Origin of the sequence: Photobacterium marinum, assembly GCF_000331515.1 — a bacterium.
Lineage (GTDB): Bacteria > Pseudomonadota > Gammaproteobacteria > Enterobacterales > Vibrionaceae > Photobacterium > Photobacterium marinum.
The window spans coordinates 189,175-209,118 of record NZ_AMZO01000021.1; the positions used below are offsets into that span (position 1 = coordinate 189,175).

Sequence of the window (19,944 nt, forward strand, 5' to 3'; positions counted from 1 at the left end):
TATTTATGATGTCGAAGAAATACCAAAGTCTCGATTTATGACAAATACTTACAGTATACGGACATAACATGGAGCAGAATCGGATATGTTTGGTCGGGTGGCGGTATTTACTTGAAATTCCGTTCAGCCATCCCCATATCTATATCAAACTGAACGATGTTTGTTTGGTATTAAATGATAGTTAAAGCAATAAATTGCTAGAAGTCGTGTGTCGGCCTGTTCTTTTGTTTTCCCTTTTTAATAAGCCCGCACGAGTTAAAGCATAAGGAATTTTATGATTACTCACGTTGGCATTATCGATCAGGATCCGGTAAGACTTATCACTCCCTTACTCGATCACGCCATTCCTGCCGATAAAATGATTTTTATCGGTACAGAATCTCAGCAAGAACAATTTGAACGCCTGACCACCATTCTTATTCCCCGTAACATTCAGTCTGAATTCTTTATTATCCCAGACTCAATTAATGTCACGTCAATTCGCGGTCGACTTAATGAACTGGCAGAGCAACTGAAGCAGCAAGACTCAGAGATCTGGTTCAATGCAAGCTGCGGTCTTCGTCACCGTCTGCTTTCAGCTTATGAAGTTTTCCGCACTTACCACTGGCCAATTTACGTAATCGAACCTTACAGTGATGAAATGTGCTGGCTTTACCCTGCCGGTCGTGAGCAACAACAGGTTGAAGACCGTATTCAGCTGACTGATTACCTGACAATCTTCGGCGCGCGCTGCGAACTGCCGGAAAACAGTGTGCCGGAAGCACTGAATGACCAGCTTTGGGAACTTGGCCAGCGTTGGGCAAGCTCCGCATTGGAACTTGGTCCGGGTCTGGCGACTCTGAACTACCTTGCAACAACCTGCCGAAAAGAACAACGCCTGGATGTTGAACTGAGCGTAAAACAACAAGGTTATAAAGAGCTGGGGATGTTGTTGTCCGATCTGGAAGAAACCGGACTGGCCACCTACAAAGATGGAGTGCTGACGTTCAAACATGAAGAAGCACGCCGATTTGCTAACGGGGAGTGGTTAGAAAACCTGGTCTACAGTACGGTTCGAGCTATTCAGAATGAACTACCGACAATTCAGGACCACTCGCTGGGTGTACAGGTCTACCGCAAGATTGGTGAGCGTGAAGTTCGCAATGAACTTGATGTTGCAACGGTGGTAAACAACAAACTCCATATTATCGAGTGTAAGACCAAAGGCATGCGCGACGACGGTGATGACACCCTGTACAAGCTGGAATCACTGCGCGATCTGCTTGGCGGCCTGCAGGCTCGTGCCATGCTGGTAAGTTTCCGTCCGCTACGCCACCACGATCTGGTTCGCGCACAGGATCTGGGTCTGGCGATTATCGGCCCGGACCAGTTGGGTGATCTGCATACCCACCTGCACAACTGGCTCAAAGATGCCGGTGGACAGAGCCATATCCTTAACTGATTCTATCATGAGGTGCGAGATGATTCAGATTCTCGTACCTCACATTTCCCTTCCCTTAAAGATTAATTTCGAGCCATCGCTTCCCACCAGAACGCTTTCAATCAAAAACTCCACCTTACCTGCATAAACAACAGAGTACTTGCCGTCTGACCGAAAAGGCTTTCGTTACTGCCGTCAAATCGTTGGACCACTGCCAGCAACTGCCAATCATCAGCTAAGGAATAAGTATTACTGGCTCCGAGAAAAAACGAATCATCATTATAGTAAGTGCCGGAAAAAGTCAAGCGACTTAACGGAGTGATATCAAACCCGGCATCTGTATACCAACTCCACTCAGTAAAGCTCAGTGTTCTTGCCGTCAAGGGTAAATTCAAAAATAGCAGCGCATTATCAGGAGCCAATGGTTCTGAAATATACATCACTGAAGCTCGCGCCATCCAGTTACGTCTACCGCCGAAACTGTAATCCAACTCCAGTGTTGATACCGAAGTTGAATCCAATGGTTCTCCCCGCCATTCATCACGAGTCGGGCTAAACCAGGTGACTTCTCCCCTGAAGCCAGCCCCTTTGATATCCCCGGCGAAACCGGCACCTATCACTCTGTCAAGATTTGCTTTTCCAGCAATAAACTGAATATCCCAGCCCTGATAGTTGAACAGGTAACGGGCGGCATAGCTTTCCAATTTGTTATCTTCACTCGGGCTGTAAACCACTTCAGCCGAGCTGGCAAAATCAAGCTTGCGACTGACCATAAGCGCATCAGTACCTGAACGTTCCTCGTAATCAAAATCATAAATTGAATAGGAATTAAAGATATCGTTAGGATTCCAAAGCGCTGTCATTGCCCAGTTAATACGAAAACGACCGCCCCTTAACTGCCAGTCGTCCTTGTCCCAGTTAACATAGAGCCGATCAAACTGAGAGTTCCCGACGATGCCGTTCTTATCCAGCCAATTGGTCGACAAGTCAAAGTACCCCAAGTCCAGCTCAACCAACCGGCCAAATTCCGGGGTTTCAGCAGTATCCCCCCAAAGCAGACGATTTCGCATTCCTGCATTTAATCTAAAATCCGGAGTAACGCGATATTCCAAATTAAATCGCTGATGAATAAGGTGGTCTAACCCGTTGCTCTGTTGATCCGGAAAGTTACCGGTAGCCATATACTTCACATAACCAGTTAAATCCCAGTCCTGCTCAGGTTCCAATCCGGGTATTTGCGCTTGCGCAGTACCCATATTCCACACAACAATTAGCAAGCAGATAAGCCGACAAATTCTCTTCACTGGCAGCGATCCTCTGTCAGTTGCCCGTCCTCAAACACAATCACCCGCCGGGCACGTTTGATCACCCTGGGATCATGGGTAGAAAAAATAAACGTTGTGCCTTCTTTCTCATTGAGCTGCTGCATGATATCTAAAAGCTCTGCTGTACTTTGAGCATCAAGATTTGCTGTCGGCTCATCGGCCATCACAAAGCGAGGGCTTGGCGCTAAAGCCCGAGCAACTGCTACCCGCTGCTGCTGCCCACCGGACAACTTAGCCGGGATTTTATTTTGCTGCTCTGACAAGCCGACCTGCTCCAATAATGCGCAGGCGCGCTTACGACATTCCTTTTCACTATGTCCCTGAAGTTGCATGACAAATTCGACATTCTCCAATGCCGTCAAAACAGGCAGCAAACTGTAATCCTGAAAAATAAAGCCAATGTGGTCCCGTCGAAAAGCAATTAACGACTTTTCCGGTAATTCACTAATGTCACAGTCATCAATCAGCACCCTGCCCGATGACGGCTTATCAATTCCGCCAAGCATATTGAGCAAAGTGGTTTTGCCTGAACCCGACGGCCCCATAACGGCAACGAACTCTCCTTGCTCAATGGTCAAATCGAGACTTTTCACAGCATGAACCGGAAAATCAGATTCTTCGTTATATGTTTTGCAAAGCTGGCTTGTTCGAATTGTCATTAATGCTTCTCCGCCATTGCATCAACCGGGCGCTTTTTGAGGATCTGGTGCGCCGGGTACAACGCAGCCAGCAAGCTGGCTGCAACGACCGTTATAAAAACCATCTGGTAATCACTCACAGATACCTGAGGGTAAAGTGTGGTATCGACCCCGAATGCCCCCAGTCCTTCAGCCATTTTTCCCAATGGGATTCCGGTCTGCTGAAAAACAGCAACTAAGCCGATACTACCCAGTATCCCCAACACAGCACCGGAGACACCCAAGCAGGTTGTTTCCAGCATGATAAGCATGAACACCTTGTGCTTTTGCATTCCGACGGCCATCAAAACTCCGAACTCCCGGGTACGCTCGAATACCGACATAAGCATGATATTGACGATACCGAATGCCAACGCCACAACGTAAATCCCCAACATGATGGCATTGCTCGGCCCCATCTGCTTAATAATGGAGGCCAGCATTGGCTGAACTTCTTGCCAGTCGCGAACCGTATTCTGCGATGATATCTGAGCCTGCAATTCATCTTTGAAAGCAAAAGCATCATTATCATTTCCCAGCAGAATTGCGACTTCATGAACGCCATCGATGCCAGCCAGAGCACTTAAATCTGTTCGCCGGACAAATACATTTCCGTCATCAAAAGCCGATGACGGGGTTTTAAATATTCCGCGAACACGAAAAGCGCCACCGGTAACCTCACCGCTGGCACTGGTCAGCGTCAAGACAACTTTCGATCCCAACTTCAACCTCAGGCGCTCCGCCATTTTGACCGAGACCAATACCGGATTTCGCCCCTCGTCGGATAGCCATTCCCCTTGCTCAATACTTTCCACAATTGGTGTCACCTGCGCTTCAGCATCCGGTTCAACACCGGTAATCCTCACTCCGCGGGCACTGCGAGCAGACGCAACCATCCCATCTGCGACAAAGCGAGCTGACCATGCCTTCACATCCGTCAATTCGGCAATCGCTTGTTGCAGTTGAGATGCATCGACAATGGTTGCATTAATGTCGGGATCATTAAGATAGCGGCTGTTATGAACCTGGATGTGGCTGGTCTGCCAGGCGATGGCGTTATGGATCATGCTGGCATACATACCAGTCACAAACCCCATCATGCTCACTGCGCCAATCAGACCAAACACCATGGCACTGAGCATAATGCCGGTACGAATTTTATTGCGCCAAAGATTGCGCCAGGCCAGTTTAACCAGCATAACCGCCTCCCTTAAGTGCACTTACCAGATCCAAGCGATAGATCCGCCAGATCGGGTACAACATACAAAGCGCCAGTAACACCAGTACAGTGACGACCTGATCAATGAAAAGCCAGGGAGCCAGCATAACAGGCATAACAGGCTCCCAGCCCATCTCAAGGATCATTTCTGCAACTTCACCGGTCAGCGTGATTGGGTTGTAGTAGAACCAAATGAGAACCGGTGTTGCCACCAACAAACCGATAACGACGCCAATGATGGCGATAAACAGAGACTCAATACATATCAACAGAATCAGCTTTCTTCTGAGCAGACCGGTTGCCAGCATCACCCCAAATTCACGCTGGCGCTCCAGCGTCATCATCAGCAATGTGGCAAACAAGCCAAAACCGACGACCCCATAAAGCAAGTACATCATGATGATCCCGCTGACTTTATCCATCACAATTTGCTGCGACATTTCCGGCGACAGATCTTCCCAATCACGAACCTGCGCCTGCCCGCCATATTCACGGGTCAAATCAGTAACGGTTTGGGGCAGTTCAGCTAAGTCTTTGGTATGCAGCACCCAGGAGGTTACCTGCTGCTCTGTACTGTAGAGTGATTGTGCCAAAGCTAAAGGCATATAAACCAACTGGTTATCAAGCTGTGGCATCGGAAAATCGAGTAATCCTTTGATGGTATATAGCCCCGCGGCTGTTTGTCCCCGATAGCCCATCCCATAAAGGATCAGCTCACCCCCTACTTCAAGTCCGAAAAACTTCGCCAATCCTTCACCGATTAAGAGCTGGTCATCATCCGCACGGAGAAATTCACCGGAGCTTACCTTGTTTGCAATTCCGGAATACGCATCTTCCTTTTCAGGGGCTACACCCAATACCATCACCCCCTTTGATTTTTCTCCCGCCGCTGCAAGGGCAAAAGACTCAATGCGCGGCAATATTTGATTGATATTTCGATGGTTTCTGACTGGAGTGATAAATGCGTTGCTAGCAGGAAGCAGGTCATCAATACTCTGACTTTCAGAGAACTCTGGATGCTGTATTTGTATTAAACCAGTATAAAAGCGAGCGGCATTCTCTATGTTATTGGCATAGGTGCCTTCCTGCAGGCAACGCATGAAAAGGGATAACGCCAGAGCTAAAGCGAGTGCTGATGCGGTCAGAATTGTGCGCCGTTTTTGCCGCCATAAATTACGCCAGGCCAGTTTTAGTAACATAAAGGCTCCTGTAGCGTTAGTCGCGCAATGCCTTCATCTGACTCAGGGAGAAAAACCCGTCTTTGAGCGGAAAGTTAAACTGCGCCTGATGAATGATGATTTCCGTTTTATTACCCGGTTTATCCGCCGGTAACATTTCCATCCGGGTCGCCACCTGACGGCCCCCGAGGTTTCGGACATCGTAGGTATTCATGGTATTAACCAGCTCATCGAATTCATCATAGAACTCAACTTTCCGCTGCAAATAACTATTTTTGGAAATCCATAACCTCACCTTATTCCAGACCACTGGCGCATCCGGTTTAGCAAAGGCATCAATAACCCATGAAGGATCTTTATCAAACACATCATCCCTGACCATCTTGTGACGATAGTCCACCACAATGGAAGACTGGTTAATCAGATCATCATTGGTGAAATCCGATCCCATCCATGACTGACTCAGCATCGAAGGAGCAATTTTGATCACCCGCTCAATGCTGGGGATCCAGTTCCACATTTCACGCTGGCGCTTAAGCGAAGCACTGCCTTTATCTTTTGCCGGTGCCGTTACCAGCACCAAAGACAAGTCCAACCCTTTAGTCCAGCTTTTCATACTCATTGAGCGCGTCCAGTTCGGACGGATAATCCTCATCGTTGCTTCAGAGTAACTGGAATCACCACGCATTTGTAAATCGGACTGCCGGACAATTTCCGATGCTGGCTGCGCGTATACACAACCGGATCCAAGTCCAATCAAACACAACAGCATTAAAAAGAACGCACGCATAAGCTATTCCTTGTCATGATGGTCCCGAAATAACCGGTTGTTAAACCCGAAGATTCAAAATGCCCGGTAAAAACCTGAGCTATGTAATTAATATATAGACAGAAGAAGTAAGGCCGACAATCCGGTTGGAGATTTAGTCAATAAACAAATAAAGAAGTGTGAATTAAACAGTGCCAGCTAATAAGCGAAATAAATTAGAACCATAAAAAACGACGCGATACGCCGGTTATCTGTAATCTATTACACTCAAGCCCGTAGGAATTAATTCGATAACAAGGCGGAAGCGCACAGTTGATGACCATCAATGAGCACTTCCAACAAAGTCTTCATACGAAAAAACCGATGCCTAAGCATCGGTTTTATAATCATTACTGCTAACGACTAGCACGCAGGAATTTGCCTCAAGGTCGAAGAGGGAACGCGGAGTTTATATACATAAATGAGCATCCCCAATAAAGAAATTGAGATAATAAAAAAACCGACGCAGCGCGCCGGTTCTCTGTAATCTATTACACTCAAGCCCGTAGGAATTTAATTCGAGAACAAGGCGGAAGCGCACAGTTGATGATTATCAATGAGCACTTCCAACAAAGTCTTCATACGAAAAAACCGATGCCTAAGCATCGGTTTTATAATCATTACTGCTAACTTACTAGCACGCAGGAATTTACCTCAAGGTCGAAGAGGGAACGCGGAGTTTATATACATAAATGAGCATTCCCGATAAAGAAATTGAGATAATAAAAAAACCGACGCAATGCGCCGGTTCTCTGGAATCTGTTACACTCAAGCCCGTAGGAATTTAATTCGAGAACAAGGCGGAAGCGCGCAGTTGATGAGACTATCAATGAGCACTTCCAACACAGTTATCGTATTAAATAACAAGGGATTGGGATTACTCAGCCAGCATACGGCGAGCAGCTTCAACTACCACCTTGATAGAACGCTTTTCAGTTTCTTTCAGAGTCGCGTGATCAGGGATTTCTTTCTGAGTACGGTTGATGATAACACCTGCTACACAACCTGCACGTAGGCCAGAGCTTGCACACATGGTTAGCAGAGTTGCTGATTCCATTTCGAAGTTAAGCACGCCCATTTGCTGCCACTCGTCCATAGAACCTTGGAAGCGACGAACTACACGACCTGAGAATGTATCGTAACGCTCTTGGCCTGGGTAGAAAGTATCACTTGATGCTGTTACACCTGTGTGTACTGTTGCGCCGTCTGCATCACAGGCTGCTTTCATTGCTGTAGCAACGCTGAAATCTGCTACTGCTGGGAATTCCATTGGAGCGAAGTGCAGGCTAGCACCGTCAAGACGTACTGAACCTGTAGTTACAATCATGTCACCAACGTTGATGTGTGGCTGGATCGCACCAGTTGTACCTACACGTAGGAAAGTACGAACACCCAGCTGTGCCAATTCTTCAACTGCGATAGAAGTAGATGGGCCACCGATACCAGTTGAACAAACAACAACAGATTTGCCGTCTAGCTTCGCGCGGTAAACAGTATATTCACGAGCACTGGCCAGAAATTCTGGGTTTTCCATCAGGTTTGCAATCTTTTCAACACGGGCCGGATCACCTGGAATAATAGCCAGTTCAGCACCATTCAGATCTTCTTTTGTTACACCTAGGTGGAATACAGCGTTGTCAGACATAGTCATATCCTTTTTATACTTTACCGCGAAATTAAGGGGGGTCGCTCGAGGCCTGCGGCTATGAATCAAATAATTAAAAAAACTAAAAAAGTTGTTGTTTTGACAATGCTTTCAAAAAAAGCATTAACAAAACACAAGGCTAAAGATAGCCGATAGATTTTTAGTTTTTAGTGATTGTAGTCACATTAAGAGAAATAGTATGAATTTCATTTTTCACCCCAGAGAGAGCTAGATCACATAAAAACGGTTACCTTTGCGCTTTATCACAAAATTAATCTCAATAAAAAAGCATCGCACAAGGCGATGCTTTTGAATGTTTTTCCATCAGAGCATTAAGTACGTTTCACTTTTGACTCAAAGCGTAACAACCTCAATGCATTCAATGTCACCAAAGCAGTCGCTCCACTGTCAGCCAGAACTGCGACCCACAGACCAGTCAAGCCAAGTAAGGTCGTTACAAGGAAGACCCCTTTCAGCCCCAGGGCAATAAAAATATTTTGGCGAATATTGCTCAGTGTCGCGCGGGACAACGCTATCATTTCCGGCAACTCTGAAATTCTGTTATGAGTCAGGGCTGCATCTGCGGTTTCCAGCGCCACATCAGTACCTCCACCCATTGCGATACCAATGGATGCGGTTTTCATTGCTGGCGCATCATTAATACCATCCCCGACCATCGCCACTTTGGCATTTTTATTAGCAAGTTCAACCTCAGTTACTTTATCTGCGGGTAACAGGCCAGCACGATAATCAATATCGATCTCTCTGGCGATAGCCGCAGCAGCACGCGGATTATCACCGGTTAGCATGACTGAATGAATCCCCATCGCCTTAAGGATTTTAATCGCTTCACGGGTGTCATTACGCAGATTGTCTCGCCATGCAATCAAGCCAACAGGTTCATCGTTACGAACCGCGACTACCAGGGTTTTGCCTTCACCTTCCAGCAATTCAGCCTCTGTTTTCTGTCCTGCTGTTAACTGTACTGATGCAGGCAAGCGATCCGCTGCAGCCAGCAATAAGGTATCACCACCAATTACCCCCTGAATGCCCTTACCCGGCAAAGCTTCTCGTTCATCGGCTACATCCAGCTTTAATCCTCGCGCCTGAGCCGCATTAACCACAGCCTGTGCCAGCGGGTGCAACGAACCGTCCTCAACAGCTGCGGCCTGATAAAGCAGTTTGTCCTCATCACCATCCCAACTTACAACATCAGTCACAACTGGCTTACCCTGAGTCAGGGTACCCGTTTTATCAAAAGCAACGGTTTCGATATGCCCTAACTGCTCCAATGCAGCACCACCTTTAATCAGGGCACCACGTTGTGCTGCTGCCGCCAGGCCCGAAGTAATCGCAGCCGGAATCGAAATAACCAAAGCACAAGGACAAGCAATTAGTAACAGAGTTAGGCCTTTATAAATCCACTCACTCCAGCCCTGACCGAACAACAACGGCGGAATCACGATGACTAATGCCGCCAACGCAATCATGGCCGGAGTATACAAACGACTAAAGCGATCAATAAAACGCTCCAGCGGTGCTTTTCGGGATTCGGCATCTTCAATCAGGTGAAGGATACGGTCGATGGCATTATCACCCTGTTCAGAAACAATTCTCAGCTGAACCTGCTTATCTGAAACCAGACAGCCAGCCATCACCTTTTCACCACGCAGGCGTTCAACCGGAACTGACTCCCCGGTCAGCGCACTTTCATCGAAGCTTGCTGAAGTTTCTGTTAAAACGGCATCAGCAGGCAGACGTCCACCCGGTGCCACTTCAATCACATCACCTTTTTTAAGCTCTTCTGCTGCAACTTTTTCTCTGGTGCCGTCCGGGCAGATAACCAAAGCTTTTTCAGGAACAAGATCCATCAAAGCTTTAACACCACTTCGAGCGCGGGCGGATGCGTAACCTTCAAGCTGTTCACCAATCAAAAACAGCAACAGAACCATTGCGGCTTCCGCAGTTTCACCTAAATACAATGCACCGACTGCTGCCACTGTCATCAGGGTCTCAATCGAAAACGGTGTTCCGCCCTTTGCTAAATTGATAGCTTGTTTAACAATCGAGATCAGACCGATTAGTGTGGTCAGCGTGAAAGCTATCAGGCCGTATGTTTCCGAGCTGCGATTAATCAGAACCGACACCGCCATCATGACAGCAATGGTTAAAACAGGTATATACGGCCTGATGGTATTATGATTTTCTGTTTCTTCTTTATTACCGCGGGCAGAAACCAATGGGAAACCCGTTTCCTTTGCTTTTTCTTCGACAGCTATTGCCAGACTAGCACCAACACCGCTTACCACAAGCTTTTGGGTGGCAAATAAAACTTTAGCACTCTGCAATCCATCAACGACAGATAACGCTTTTTCAAGCTTACGGGCACAGCTAGGACAATCCATATTCTGGATTTTCCAGCTCAGGGTTTGGCCATTTGATGATTTGAGCAGCTCTTTTTCCAGCTCCTGCTCATCAACGTCATTAACATGATCAGAGCAGCAATCGGAACGACAAGATGAAGGTGATACTGACTCTGACGGAGCGGAACTGTCTGTTTGGAAAATAGAAAATGTGAAAGAATTACCGATAATTTTCGAGATGGAATTAATAATAAAGGACGGTTTTCGCCCGGCAGGATCATCATCGGAGCCAGGATCGCCGCTGCTTTCTGAATCTGCATAGCAGATGGTTGCTGTACCAGCAGAACAGCAGCACGACTCAGTCACCCCATGTTCTACGCGAACAGAGCTGGCATTTGCTGCTGCTTGCTGAACGGTATGAATATGTGTTTTTTTGTTATTGCATTGAGCACACATGGTTTTACTCCTATATGCGATTATTTCCCATTTGCAATAACTATAAACCTTGGAGTCGACTCAAAGGTCAAGAACAAAATAGGTTGCGGCTCACTTTTTCAGTTTCTCTAAACTTATCGCAATCTGAGCAGCCAGCATGGCGTTATTGAAAACCAATGCGATATTGGCATTCAGGCTTTCTCCTGACGTTTTATTAGCAACTTTTGCCAGTAAAAACGGCGTAGTGTCTTTCCCCCTGATACCAGCCTTATTCATTTCAGTAATGGCACCAGTAATTACGCTGTCCATTCGGGACTTTTCCATGGCGTAATCTTCAGGAATAGGATTGGCAACCACAACACCGCCTTTTATTCCCATATCCCACTTAGTGTTCAGTAACCGAGCAACCTGCTCCGGCGAGTCCAACTGACAATCAACATCAAATCCGCTTTCTCGACAATAGAAAGCAGGAAGTTGCTGAGTTTGGTAACCGACAACCGGCACGCCCTGCGTTTCCAGATATTCCAGTGTCAGGCCGATATCGAGCACGGACTTTATCCCCGCGCAAATCACTGCCACATCCGTATTAGCCAACTCTTGCAAATCAGCGGAAATATCAAATGTCTCGGAGGCACCACGGTGAACGCCACCAATACCACCGGTCGCAAATACACGAATCCCGGCCATATTTGCCAGGATCATGGTCGATGCTACTGTTGTCGCACCATCTGATTTAGAACTGACAATATACGGAATATCCCGCCTGCTGACCTTAACAACGCCCCTTCCGGATTTAGCGAGATATTCGATTTCGTCATGGGTAAGGCCTATTTTCAGTCGCCCGTTCAAGATCGCAATAGTCGCCGGTATCGCACCACTAGTTCTGACAATCTGTTCCACTTTTAAAGCCGTTTCAGCATTTTGCGGATACGGCATACCGTGGCAGATAATGGTCGATTCCAGAGCGACAACTGGTCTCCCCGACTGCAATGCCTTGTTTACTTCCGGATGAATATCCAGATAATCCTGACACATAGGCGTTCCTCGGTGCTTGGGTTATGTTTGGATATTAATCGCTAATAACAACAAAGCCATCGCAGGCAGAGCATAAGTTCTTAACGCAGTCGCCTGAAAACAACACTGTTATCTAAAATGTCAGCCCAGCGCTGATAATCCAGCCCCATGTCAAAAATGTATTCAGTGATCAGGCTGCGGGCTGTGGTCAGCAATGCCTCGGCCTTCCAGGGCTTTTCAAAATAACTTTCAATGCGGGCACGGTTAATCGCCTCAATCGTATCCTGATGCGTTGCCTGACCTGTTAGCAGCACTTTCTTAGTCTGAGTAAACCGCATGTCCTGAGATATTTCAGTTAACAGCTCTACCCCGGTTTTTCCCGGCATCACATGATCCGAAATCACCAGTGCAATAAACTCCCCTTCTGCATCAAGCTCGTCGATCAACTCAAGTGCCTCATCCGCTGATTCACAATCCTCAACATTGAAGAAGTCATTCAGCGGCGCTAAATCCTTTAAAACGGCACTTAGCACTTCCCTCTGATCATCTACACAGATGATATTAAGTTTTTCCATGACCATCCCTTACGTGATTGGTAGTTTAATCCGAAATCTTGTTGTCTCCGGGTCACTTTTAAGCGCAATCGTGCCACCGTAGCTGTGCACAATTCGCTGGACTATCGCCAGACCCAGACCTAAACCAAATGAAAGACCACCCTTTTTAGTGGTGAAATTTGGCTGGAATATTTTTCTTCGGGTTGCTTCATCTATCATAGGCCCGTTATTGCTGATAGTGACAAGCAGACGATTCCTTGAATGCCGGGTTGTAATTTCCAGCTGGGGCTCAGGTGTCCCTTCCATTGCATCACAGGCGTTCTTAATGATATTGACCCAAATCTGCACCAGTTCGGTGGAACTGGCCGACATTGATGGCAACTCACCGGGCCGAAGCAAGACATTGACCCGACGCAGGTTACTTTGGAGCAATGACAATGATTTATTGATGGTGTCGTTAAGATCGATATCTGGCTGGCGAACATTATCAGTTCCGCCCAACTGCTTCACTGAACGGACAATACAAGTAGCGTGTTTGGATGCCAGGCGCATGTCATGCAAATCTCGCCCTAAATCCCAGTACTGCAATGCTTCATCAAGGTTTGCTAACCAGGAAGCAGGGATTTCACCTTGGGGCTGCGCCCGGGCCAATTGCCTTGCCTGCTCCCGTCCTAGCCCGTACATTTCCTGTAACTCACGAGCTCTTTTACGCACTTGTGCCGAAGGTGCCTGCTGACCATGATCAATACCGAGTTCAAGGAAGTGGCTGACCTCCGGTTTGCTTTCTTGCAAGAAGCGACAAATTGCGCCCTGCAAACCTTCGGTTTTGCTGCTCAGCACCCCCACTGCATTATTGAGTTCATGGGCAATACCCGCTGCCAATTGTCCCAGCGTGGTCATCTGCTCGGCAGCATAAAGTTTCTGCAGCGCTTTTTCTTTTTCAAAAGCCTGCATCCCGGCCAGCACCTGACGCTGTGCAAGTTCATGCATCATCACCGGCATAAACTGCTCACTGAGTGAACCGTATACCTCTGGTTCAACGGCCTGGGTGTCAAGATCGATCCAGGCCAGCTCACTGTCTGTTTCTGCAATCACCGTTGTTGATGCCACCAGAGTACGGGAAAAAAAACTGTGAACACCAAAAAACATCCCCTGTCGGACCCGGAATATCCTCGCCGTCAGGCTGTTATTATCATTTTGCAGATACCCGCACAGTTCCCCTTGCTTTACCCAATACAGCCTGTCATTGAAACCATCCTGGCGCAGCACCTGCGTCCCGGCCTTTACCGAAATCACCCGTTCAGGATCAGTAAAATAAATATCAATGATGCGCTGTAGTGTTTTCGGCTGGTACATGTATTCTCCGTAAACTAATTGCAACCCAGGCTCTTCTGAACTCAGATATGATCAATCATGTGCAGCAACCAAATCATGACGAAACTCAGCACGATACCAACTACACCGATAATAACTCCCACCCGCGCCATCTGATTGCTTTCAACATGACCTGTCGCATGCGCCAGCGCATTCGGCGGTGTACTGATCGGCAGCGACATCCCCAATGAAGCAGCAAAGGTCACCACTAGAATCAAGGTGATCTCACCGCCAAGCGGAACAAGGCTGACCATTGAGGTTCCTAGCGCCGCCATAATAGGCATTAAGAGGTTTGCCGTAGCGGTATGTGACATGAAATTGGCCATTGTCAGACACAGAATCGCCGAGCCGCCCAAAACAACATATGGCGAATAGCTGTCGAACGGGATACTGTGCACCATCAGGCGGGCAAGCCCGGTCTGATCTAACGCCAGTCCGAGTGCGATACCACCAGAAACCAACCACAGCACGTCCCAGGAAATCTTCTTGAGATCTTCCTTGTTGATGATGCCCGTCAATGAGAAGACCGCTACCGGGATCAGTGCGACCGTGTATGCGTTCATACCATGCGCCGACCCCATCAGCCATAAAATAATCGTCAGGGCAAAAGTGACATAAACCGTGATTGCCTTCGGCGTTTTGAGAAACTTACCTTTGATAGTCAACTCTATTTTTTCCTGTTTGGCCGGATAAAGAAGGTTTATCAGCCCCCAGGCAAACACCAGTAATATCGCAACAAACGGCACACCAAAGAACATCCACTCACCAAAGGTGATCAGGTTATCACCTGTGAGGTATTTCAAAGCAATCGCATTAGGCGGAGTACCGATAGGAGTACCAATACCGCCGATATTAGCCGCGACCGGAATACAAAGTGCGAAAGCGATTTTTCCCGGATCTTTACTACCAAACAGAGCGATAACCGGTGCCAGAATCGACAGCATCATCGCCGTAGTTGCGGTATTAGACATAAACATCGAGAAAACAGCGGTGATCAGCATCAGGCCAAACATCACATACTTTGGTTGAGTACCAAACGGCCTGAGCAATACACGTGCAAGGTTTACATCCAAACGATATTTGGTTGCCGCCATAGCAAGGAAAAAACCACCAAGAAATAGCATAATGATTGGGCTGGCAAAGGCAGCCATAATATCGCTGTAATTCAGCAGTTCACCGAAATGCGGCTGCCCCTCTGCACGACGGAACAGGTAAAGCCCTTTATCCGACAGCAACAGCAATTCCAGCACAATAATCACAACAGACGTGGCATAAATAGGAATAGACTCGAACACCCAGCACAGTGCAGCCAACAGGAAGATAGCAATAACTCGCTGCTGAATAATGGTTAGCCCATCAACAGGAAACGCCGATGCAGGCAAAATTAAGATAAGAAGCGGTATAAGGATCGGTATGATGTACTTCAGATATTGACGCATGTTGTGATTATTCCCTTAAAGCAAAAAAACCTGTCCTTCATGCCTGTATTCATCCTTTATTTTTTATTGGGAATTCTTATTGGAAGAAATAGCACTCAAGCATGAGCAACTGCCAACAAATGATTTACTGCTGGCAGATATATAACCAAACGACTTCAGAACTCACTGCCGGACTCATACCACATCCGAATTAGTGAAATTGTTTGGATATACAGCTCTTTTGCAGGTTACATTGTGAAGAAAAATGAAGGCGTGAACTTAGAATCAGATCACTAAACAAGTGAATTATAAATAGTTTTCATCTGATTTGTGATGCTATGAGCAAGGCAGTAATACAGTTTGAAGTCACTGATTAAACAGAAGATAAAAGCTTGTTGTAAATAAAGAAAAGGCGCAGTTTGCGCCTTTTCTCAATCAAATGTTCTCAGTAAAAATGCATTACACCGGATGTTTAAAGCAGTCACCAATTTGGGTACTGATGGCACTTAGCACATCACGACGGGTGATCACCCCCACTAATTGCCCGTTATCAACAACCGGATAGATTTTTGGCTTTTGACCCGCCATGGTTTCAGCCAGTTCAATAATAGAATCATCTGGAGCAACGGTCAGGACATCCTGGCGCATGCATTCACCAACATTGTGGGTATCCTGACAGTGGTAACCTACCTTCAGTAACTTATGGATCATGTCCTGCTCTGACAGGAAACCGACCACTTTACGATTCTCATCAACTACCGGCCCACCGATTTGCTTCGCCGTCAGTAGCTTGTCCAATGCCTGGGATAGCGACATCTTAGGGTCGAATGTTACCGGGCGCGCATTCATGTAATCTTTAACTTTTAACGACTCCATGCATCCCCCTTGAACTCATTGTTTATGCTAGAAAAACAGGCTATTTCATATTCTTCTGCCTGTTGCCGTTAAATTAAGTGTCGCCTATTTATCCCAATTTACTAAATAGAAATAAGTAATTTTATCAATAGGTATCTTCTATCAACTAACCGTGTTTTACTTCTGATACAAAAAACCCGCTGTGCGAGACAGCGGGTTTTAACATTCAATATCTCTGGTTAGTTACATAAAGAGCATCAGCAACATAGCCAGTGGCAGTTGGTCACCTGAAGCAAGGATAATCTTGTCACCTTCAATCTTCATATGCAGCGAGTACTTTTCTTTATCCTTTGTGATAATGTCGTTCTGCTCCATCATGGTCGCTTTCTGATGCAGTGCCGGATCCGCTTCAACCAGTTCAACCGGTAAAACCAGGTTAATTTCCCCGGTCAGCTTTTCTGCTACCTGAGCCAGGTTCTGGGAAGCTCGCGCAATACCCGGAGCCACAACCATATTCAGGTTGCTCTTCACATCCCCTTCCGGCGTGACGATACTAAGATCATCAATAGAGAATTTCAGACCTTTAGCCACCAGCAAATCCAGCGCCAGAGCTGCTTCTTCAGCCTGTTCAGGTGTGATCTGCTCATTCAGGTCTTCAGCCATATTGCCAAGGCGACTGATGGCCGGATAGTTCAGATCAGCAAATGACACATTAAAGCGGAAATCACGATACTCTCGGCCTTCCAGCGACACGATCTTATCAATGCGCATCATATTGGTATTCGTCAGCAACTGATCGGCTTTTGGCTCCTCAGACGATGCCGACTGAGCAAGCACATTATTCATTGCCAGCTCAACGTTATCGACTTCAACACTTTTGTCACTGCTAAGATCTTTGAAGCTCACATGCTGCAAAGAAACATCCTGGCTGCCAATCCAGAACTGACCGTCTAACTTACCTTTACCACTCCCTTTCAGGCCGGTCAGCGTCATGGCTTCATCTGCAGTGGTAATAATGGTTGCCTCTGGCAGATTGTAGCGGAACTCACCAGCACCTTTGGTATCAATCGTTCCTTCAAAAACCAGAGCCTTAATATCAGCCTTAGCTCCAAGATCATTCTTATAGTTCATTGGATTGAGCGTGATATTGAAATCAGTTTTGCCGTTCAGAGCGGTTGATGAAGTAAAGCTGATAGGTGCTACGTCTTTGCCCCACATGCTGTCAGCATACGGCTTAAGATTTTCATCCAGCACCAGCTCACTTGAAGAAGTCACCTTCATGATGCCGTGCTCGACTTTATGATGTAAATGCCAGACAGTCGGCAGGCCTTCATCTTCAAAAACCGGCTTCCATTCTTCATTGATCTCGATGCGGGATACTGCATCAGAACTCAGGTAACCACGGTCGTAACTTTCGTTGCTGATCGTCAGATAAGGATTTTCATACTGACCAACTGTATCCTGGTAAACCTGCTCACCAATCTGTCCTGTTGCTAGCGGCCAACACAGTGCGATAGCTACGGCACCGCCAACAGCACCAACTTGTTTTAACATTCTGTATCCCAATCTCCGAGAGTGAAAAATACAGTGTAACACACCAGGCTAAACAAACGCTGCATAACCTCTATTTATCAACGACTAATGATAAAGCTTTGTAAGCCGCATCTCAGTCTCTTCTGTTGGTTTCTTATACACTCTAAGTAATAACTCCAACAATAAAACAGGAAGCCGAGGGTGAATAACTTTGTCATTGTCTGTCTGGATGACGATCCAATTATTGTTGAGCGCCTGAATAAAGATCTGGCGCCCTTTTCTGCGCTCTTTGATATCTGCAATGCGTACAGTATTGATGAAGCACTCGACACCTTGCAGTTCATTGAAGAGAACAACCAATCTGTTGCCATGGTGATATGCGATAATGAGCTGGGCAAAGATAATGGGGTCAACTTCCTGGTTCGACTCGATCAATATCCAGTTTCCGCTCAGGCCCGTTCGATCCTACTCAATGACAAGCCGCAGCTTGACGATATCATGCAGGCGGTTAATGAAGGTCGACTCCACTATTGCCTAACTAAACCCTGGAACAGAAAAGAACTTCATCAGGTTCTGCTCAAAGAACTGACGACATTTGTGCTCAAACACCCGACAGAAGACTGGCTGAGCTACAGCCAGGTGCTCGATCACCGCCGGATCCTCAACGCTCATATTGAAAGACAGATGTCGAACTTTCGTTCCGGCTTTATCCAAAATACCAATGAACTTGATGATGCCAGCCTCGCCCGCCAGGTTGCCGATGCCTTGTATGAATTCTTCGACGGCAACGATGAAGATCGAGCTTGTCGGACTTACAGTGAAAACCACCTGCTCACTGTCGAGGGTGAGCCGAACAACTTCTTGTGGTTTATCACAGAGGGAGAAGTAGCGCTTTATAAAAAAGACGAACATGACTGTAAACATGAAGTGGTGCGGGTTAGTGCAGGTCACTTAGTCGGCGGCATGTCATTTGTTACTGGTGAGCCTTCATTTTCTACCGGCGTCACTTTAGGTAAAACCAATGTCATTAAACTCGACCGACAGCTATTCAACAAAGTGATGAATTCCAGAAGTGAGCTGCTACCCCTGTTTACTAACTTGCTGCTACGTAACTTCAACCGTCGTCTGCAGGGCAGCATTCAGACAGAGATGCAGTTACAACAAACACTGAAAACTCTCGATGAGGCATACCACCAGCTGGTGGAAAAAGAAAAGATGGCCATGCTGGGACAACTGGTCGCAGGCGTCGCCCACGAGTTGAACAATCCGGTATCCGCAATTTTGCGCGGCAGCGATACCCTCAAGCAAACCATCTGTAAACTGACCGATACTCAACTAAGTTACGAAAATCAGACCAGAGGCAATTTCATCCTGCAACAAGCAATGCAGTCACGGCCTCTTTCTACCTCTGAAACCCGCCAGCGAGCCAAACAACTCGAATCTGTTCTCAATGATCGCCAGCTTGCCCGCAAAGCGGTACAAATGGGTATTGATGAGCAAAACTATCTTGAATCCTGGTTGTTACCGCAAAAGTCACAGCTGAAATCCGTGATGGGTGAATGGGATAACTATTATCAAATGGGTAATTTCCTGCGGTCAATTAACGTCTGTGCCCAACGAATTGCTGATTTGGTCAAGAGCCTGAAAAGCTATGCCCGGCAAGATGATGAAACTGTGCACTGTGTAGATCTTCACGAAGGACTGGAAGATACCCTGGTCATTTTTGAGAACCGATTAAAGCGCCATCATGTTACTAAAGAGTATTCCGAATTGCCGTCGCTCAACTGCCAGCCGATAGCACTACAACAAGTCTGGACTAACCTAATTTCCAATGCGCTTGATGCTATTGATGAGCCGGGGGAAATTCATATTAGCACCCGTTTTACCCCGGACTCTGACCAGAAAAAAATCGATGTTATTGTGCAAGACAACGGGAAAGGGATCCCACCCGAGGAACAACAGAAAATATTTGAACTTAATTACACCACCAAACGAGAAGGCAACTTCGGCTTAGGCATAGGATTGTCTGTTTGTCAGCAAATCATCCACCAACACGATGGTGTCATACGGGTTGAATCTGAGCCCGGACAGTTCACCAGGATGATAGTGACGTTACCAATTTAAAA

15 protein-coding genes are annotated in these 19,944 nt (G+C 46.8%); 2 read left to right on the forward strand and 13 right to left on the reverse strand.

Features of this window, described 5'->3' with window-relative positions; all coding sequences use genetic code 11:
- The first annotated feature begins 274 nt into the window (after positions 1–274).
- The gene (locus C942_RS15110; RefSeq protein WP_007467126.1) at positions 275–1,441 is read left to right on the forward strand and encodes a Card1-like endonuclease domain-containing protein; all 1,167 of its coding nucleotides are present in this window, start codon (positions 275–277) and stop codon (positions 1,439–1,441) included.
- Between the two features lie 101 nt (positions 1,442–1,542).
- Here C942_RS15110 and C942_RS15115 read toward each other — a convergent pair whose 3' ends face one another.
- The 13 genes from C942_RS15115 to C942_RS15175 all read right to left on the reverse strand — a co-directional run bounded on the left by C942_RS15115 (position 1,543) and on the right by C942_RS15175 (position 17,839).
- Positions 1,543–2,676, reverse strand: a complete 1,134-nt coding sequence (locus C942_RS15115) for a hypothetical protein (protein WP_007467128.1) — start codon at positions 2,674–2,676, stop codon at positions 1,543–1,545.
- A gap of 44 nt (positions 2,677–2,720) precedes the next feature.
- A complete protein-coding gene (locus tag C942_RS15120) occupies positions 2,721–3,404 on the reverse strand; it encodes an ABC transporter ATP-binding protein (RefSeq protein ID WP_036800374.1) in 684 nt (227 codons plus the stop codon).
- A complete protein-coding gene (locus C942_RS15125; RefSeq protein ID WP_007467130.1) occupies positions 3,404–4,621 on the reverse strand; it encodes an ABC transporter permease in 1,218 nt (405 codons plus the stop codon). Before C942_RS15125 ends, C942_RS15120 begins: the two co-directional genes overlap by 1 nt.
- On the reverse strand, positions 4,611–5,840 hold the full coding sequence (locus C942_RS15130; protein ID WP_007467132.1) for an ABC transporter permease: 1,230 nt from the start codon (positions 5,838–5,840) through the stop codon (positions 4,611–4,613). The genes C942_RS15125 and C942_RS15130 overlap by 11 nt, the downstream gene beginning before the upstream one ends.
- A gap of 16 nt (positions 5,841–5,856) precedes the next feature.
- The gene (locus tag C942_RS15135; protein WP_007467134.1) at positions 5,857–6,609 is read right to left on the reverse strand and encodes an outer membrane lipoprotein-sorting protein; all 753 of its coding nucleotides are present in this window, start codon (positions 6,607–6,609) and stop codon (positions 5,857–5,859) included.
- 895 nt (positions 6,610–7,504) lie between these two features.
- Positions 7,505–8,272, reverse strand: a complete 768-nt coding sequence (udp, locus tag C942_RS15140; RefSeq protein ID WP_007467136.1) for a uridine phosphorylase — start codon at positions 8,270–8,272, stop codon at positions 7,505–7,507.
- A 332-nt stretch (positions 8,273–8,604) separates the two neighbouring features.
- Positions 8,605–11,091 (reverse strand): zinc/cadmium/mercury/lead-transporting ATPase, encoded by a 2,487-nt coding sequence (locus C942_RS15145; protein WP_007467139.1) that lies wholly within the window; start codon positions 11,089–11,091, stop codon positions 8,605–8,607.
- A gap of 90 nt (positions 11,092–11,181) precedes the next feature.
- Positions 11,182–12,105, reverse strand: coding sequence for a pseudouridine-5'-phosphate glycosidase (locus C942_RS15150; protein ID WP_007467140.1), 924 nt, complete (start codon positions 12,103–12,105; stop codon positions 11,182–11,184).
- An 80-nt stretch (positions 12,106–12,185) separates the two neighbouring features.
- Positions 12,186–12,659, reverse strand: coding sequence for a response regulator (locus C942_RS15155; protein ID WP_007467142.1), 474 nt, complete (start codon positions 12,657–12,659; stop codon positions 12,186–12,188).
- Positions 12,660–12,668: 9 nt separating this feature from the next.
- Positions 12,669–13,994, reverse strand: coding sequence for a sensor histidine kinase (locus tag C942_RS15160; protein ID WP_007467144.1), 1,326 nt, complete (start codon positions 13,992–13,994; stop codon positions 12,669–12,671).
- Positions 13,995–14,035: 41 nt separating this feature from the next.
- Positions 14,036–15,451, reverse strand: coding sequence for an SLC13 family permease (locus C942_RS15165; RefSeq protein WP_007467146.1), 1,416 nt, complete (start codon positions 15,449–15,451; stop codon positions 14,036–14,038).
- Positions 15,452–15,889: 438 nt separating this feature from the next.
- A complete protein-coding gene (locus C942_RS15170) occupies positions 15,890–16,306 on the reverse strand; it encodes a CBS domain-containing protein (protein ID WP_007467148.1) in 417 nt (138 codons plus the stop codon).
- Positions 16,307–16,528: 222 nt separating this feature from the next.
- The gene (locus tag C942_RS15175; RefSeq protein WP_007467150.1) at positions 16,529–17,839 is read right to left on the reverse strand and encodes a DUF945 family protein; all 1,311 of its coding nucleotides are present in this window, start codon (positions 17,837–17,839) and stop codon (positions 16,529–16,531) included.
- A 180-nt stretch (positions 17,840–18,019) separates the two neighbouring features.
- Between C942_RS15175 and C942_RS15180 the strand changes: the two genes are divergently transcribed.
- Positions 18,020–19,942, forward strand: coding sequence for an ATP-binding protein (locus tag C942_RS15180; protein WP_036800379.1), 1,923 nt, complete (start codon positions 18,020–18,022; stop codon positions 19,940–19,942).
- Positions 19,943–19,944: the final 2 nt, after the last annotated feature.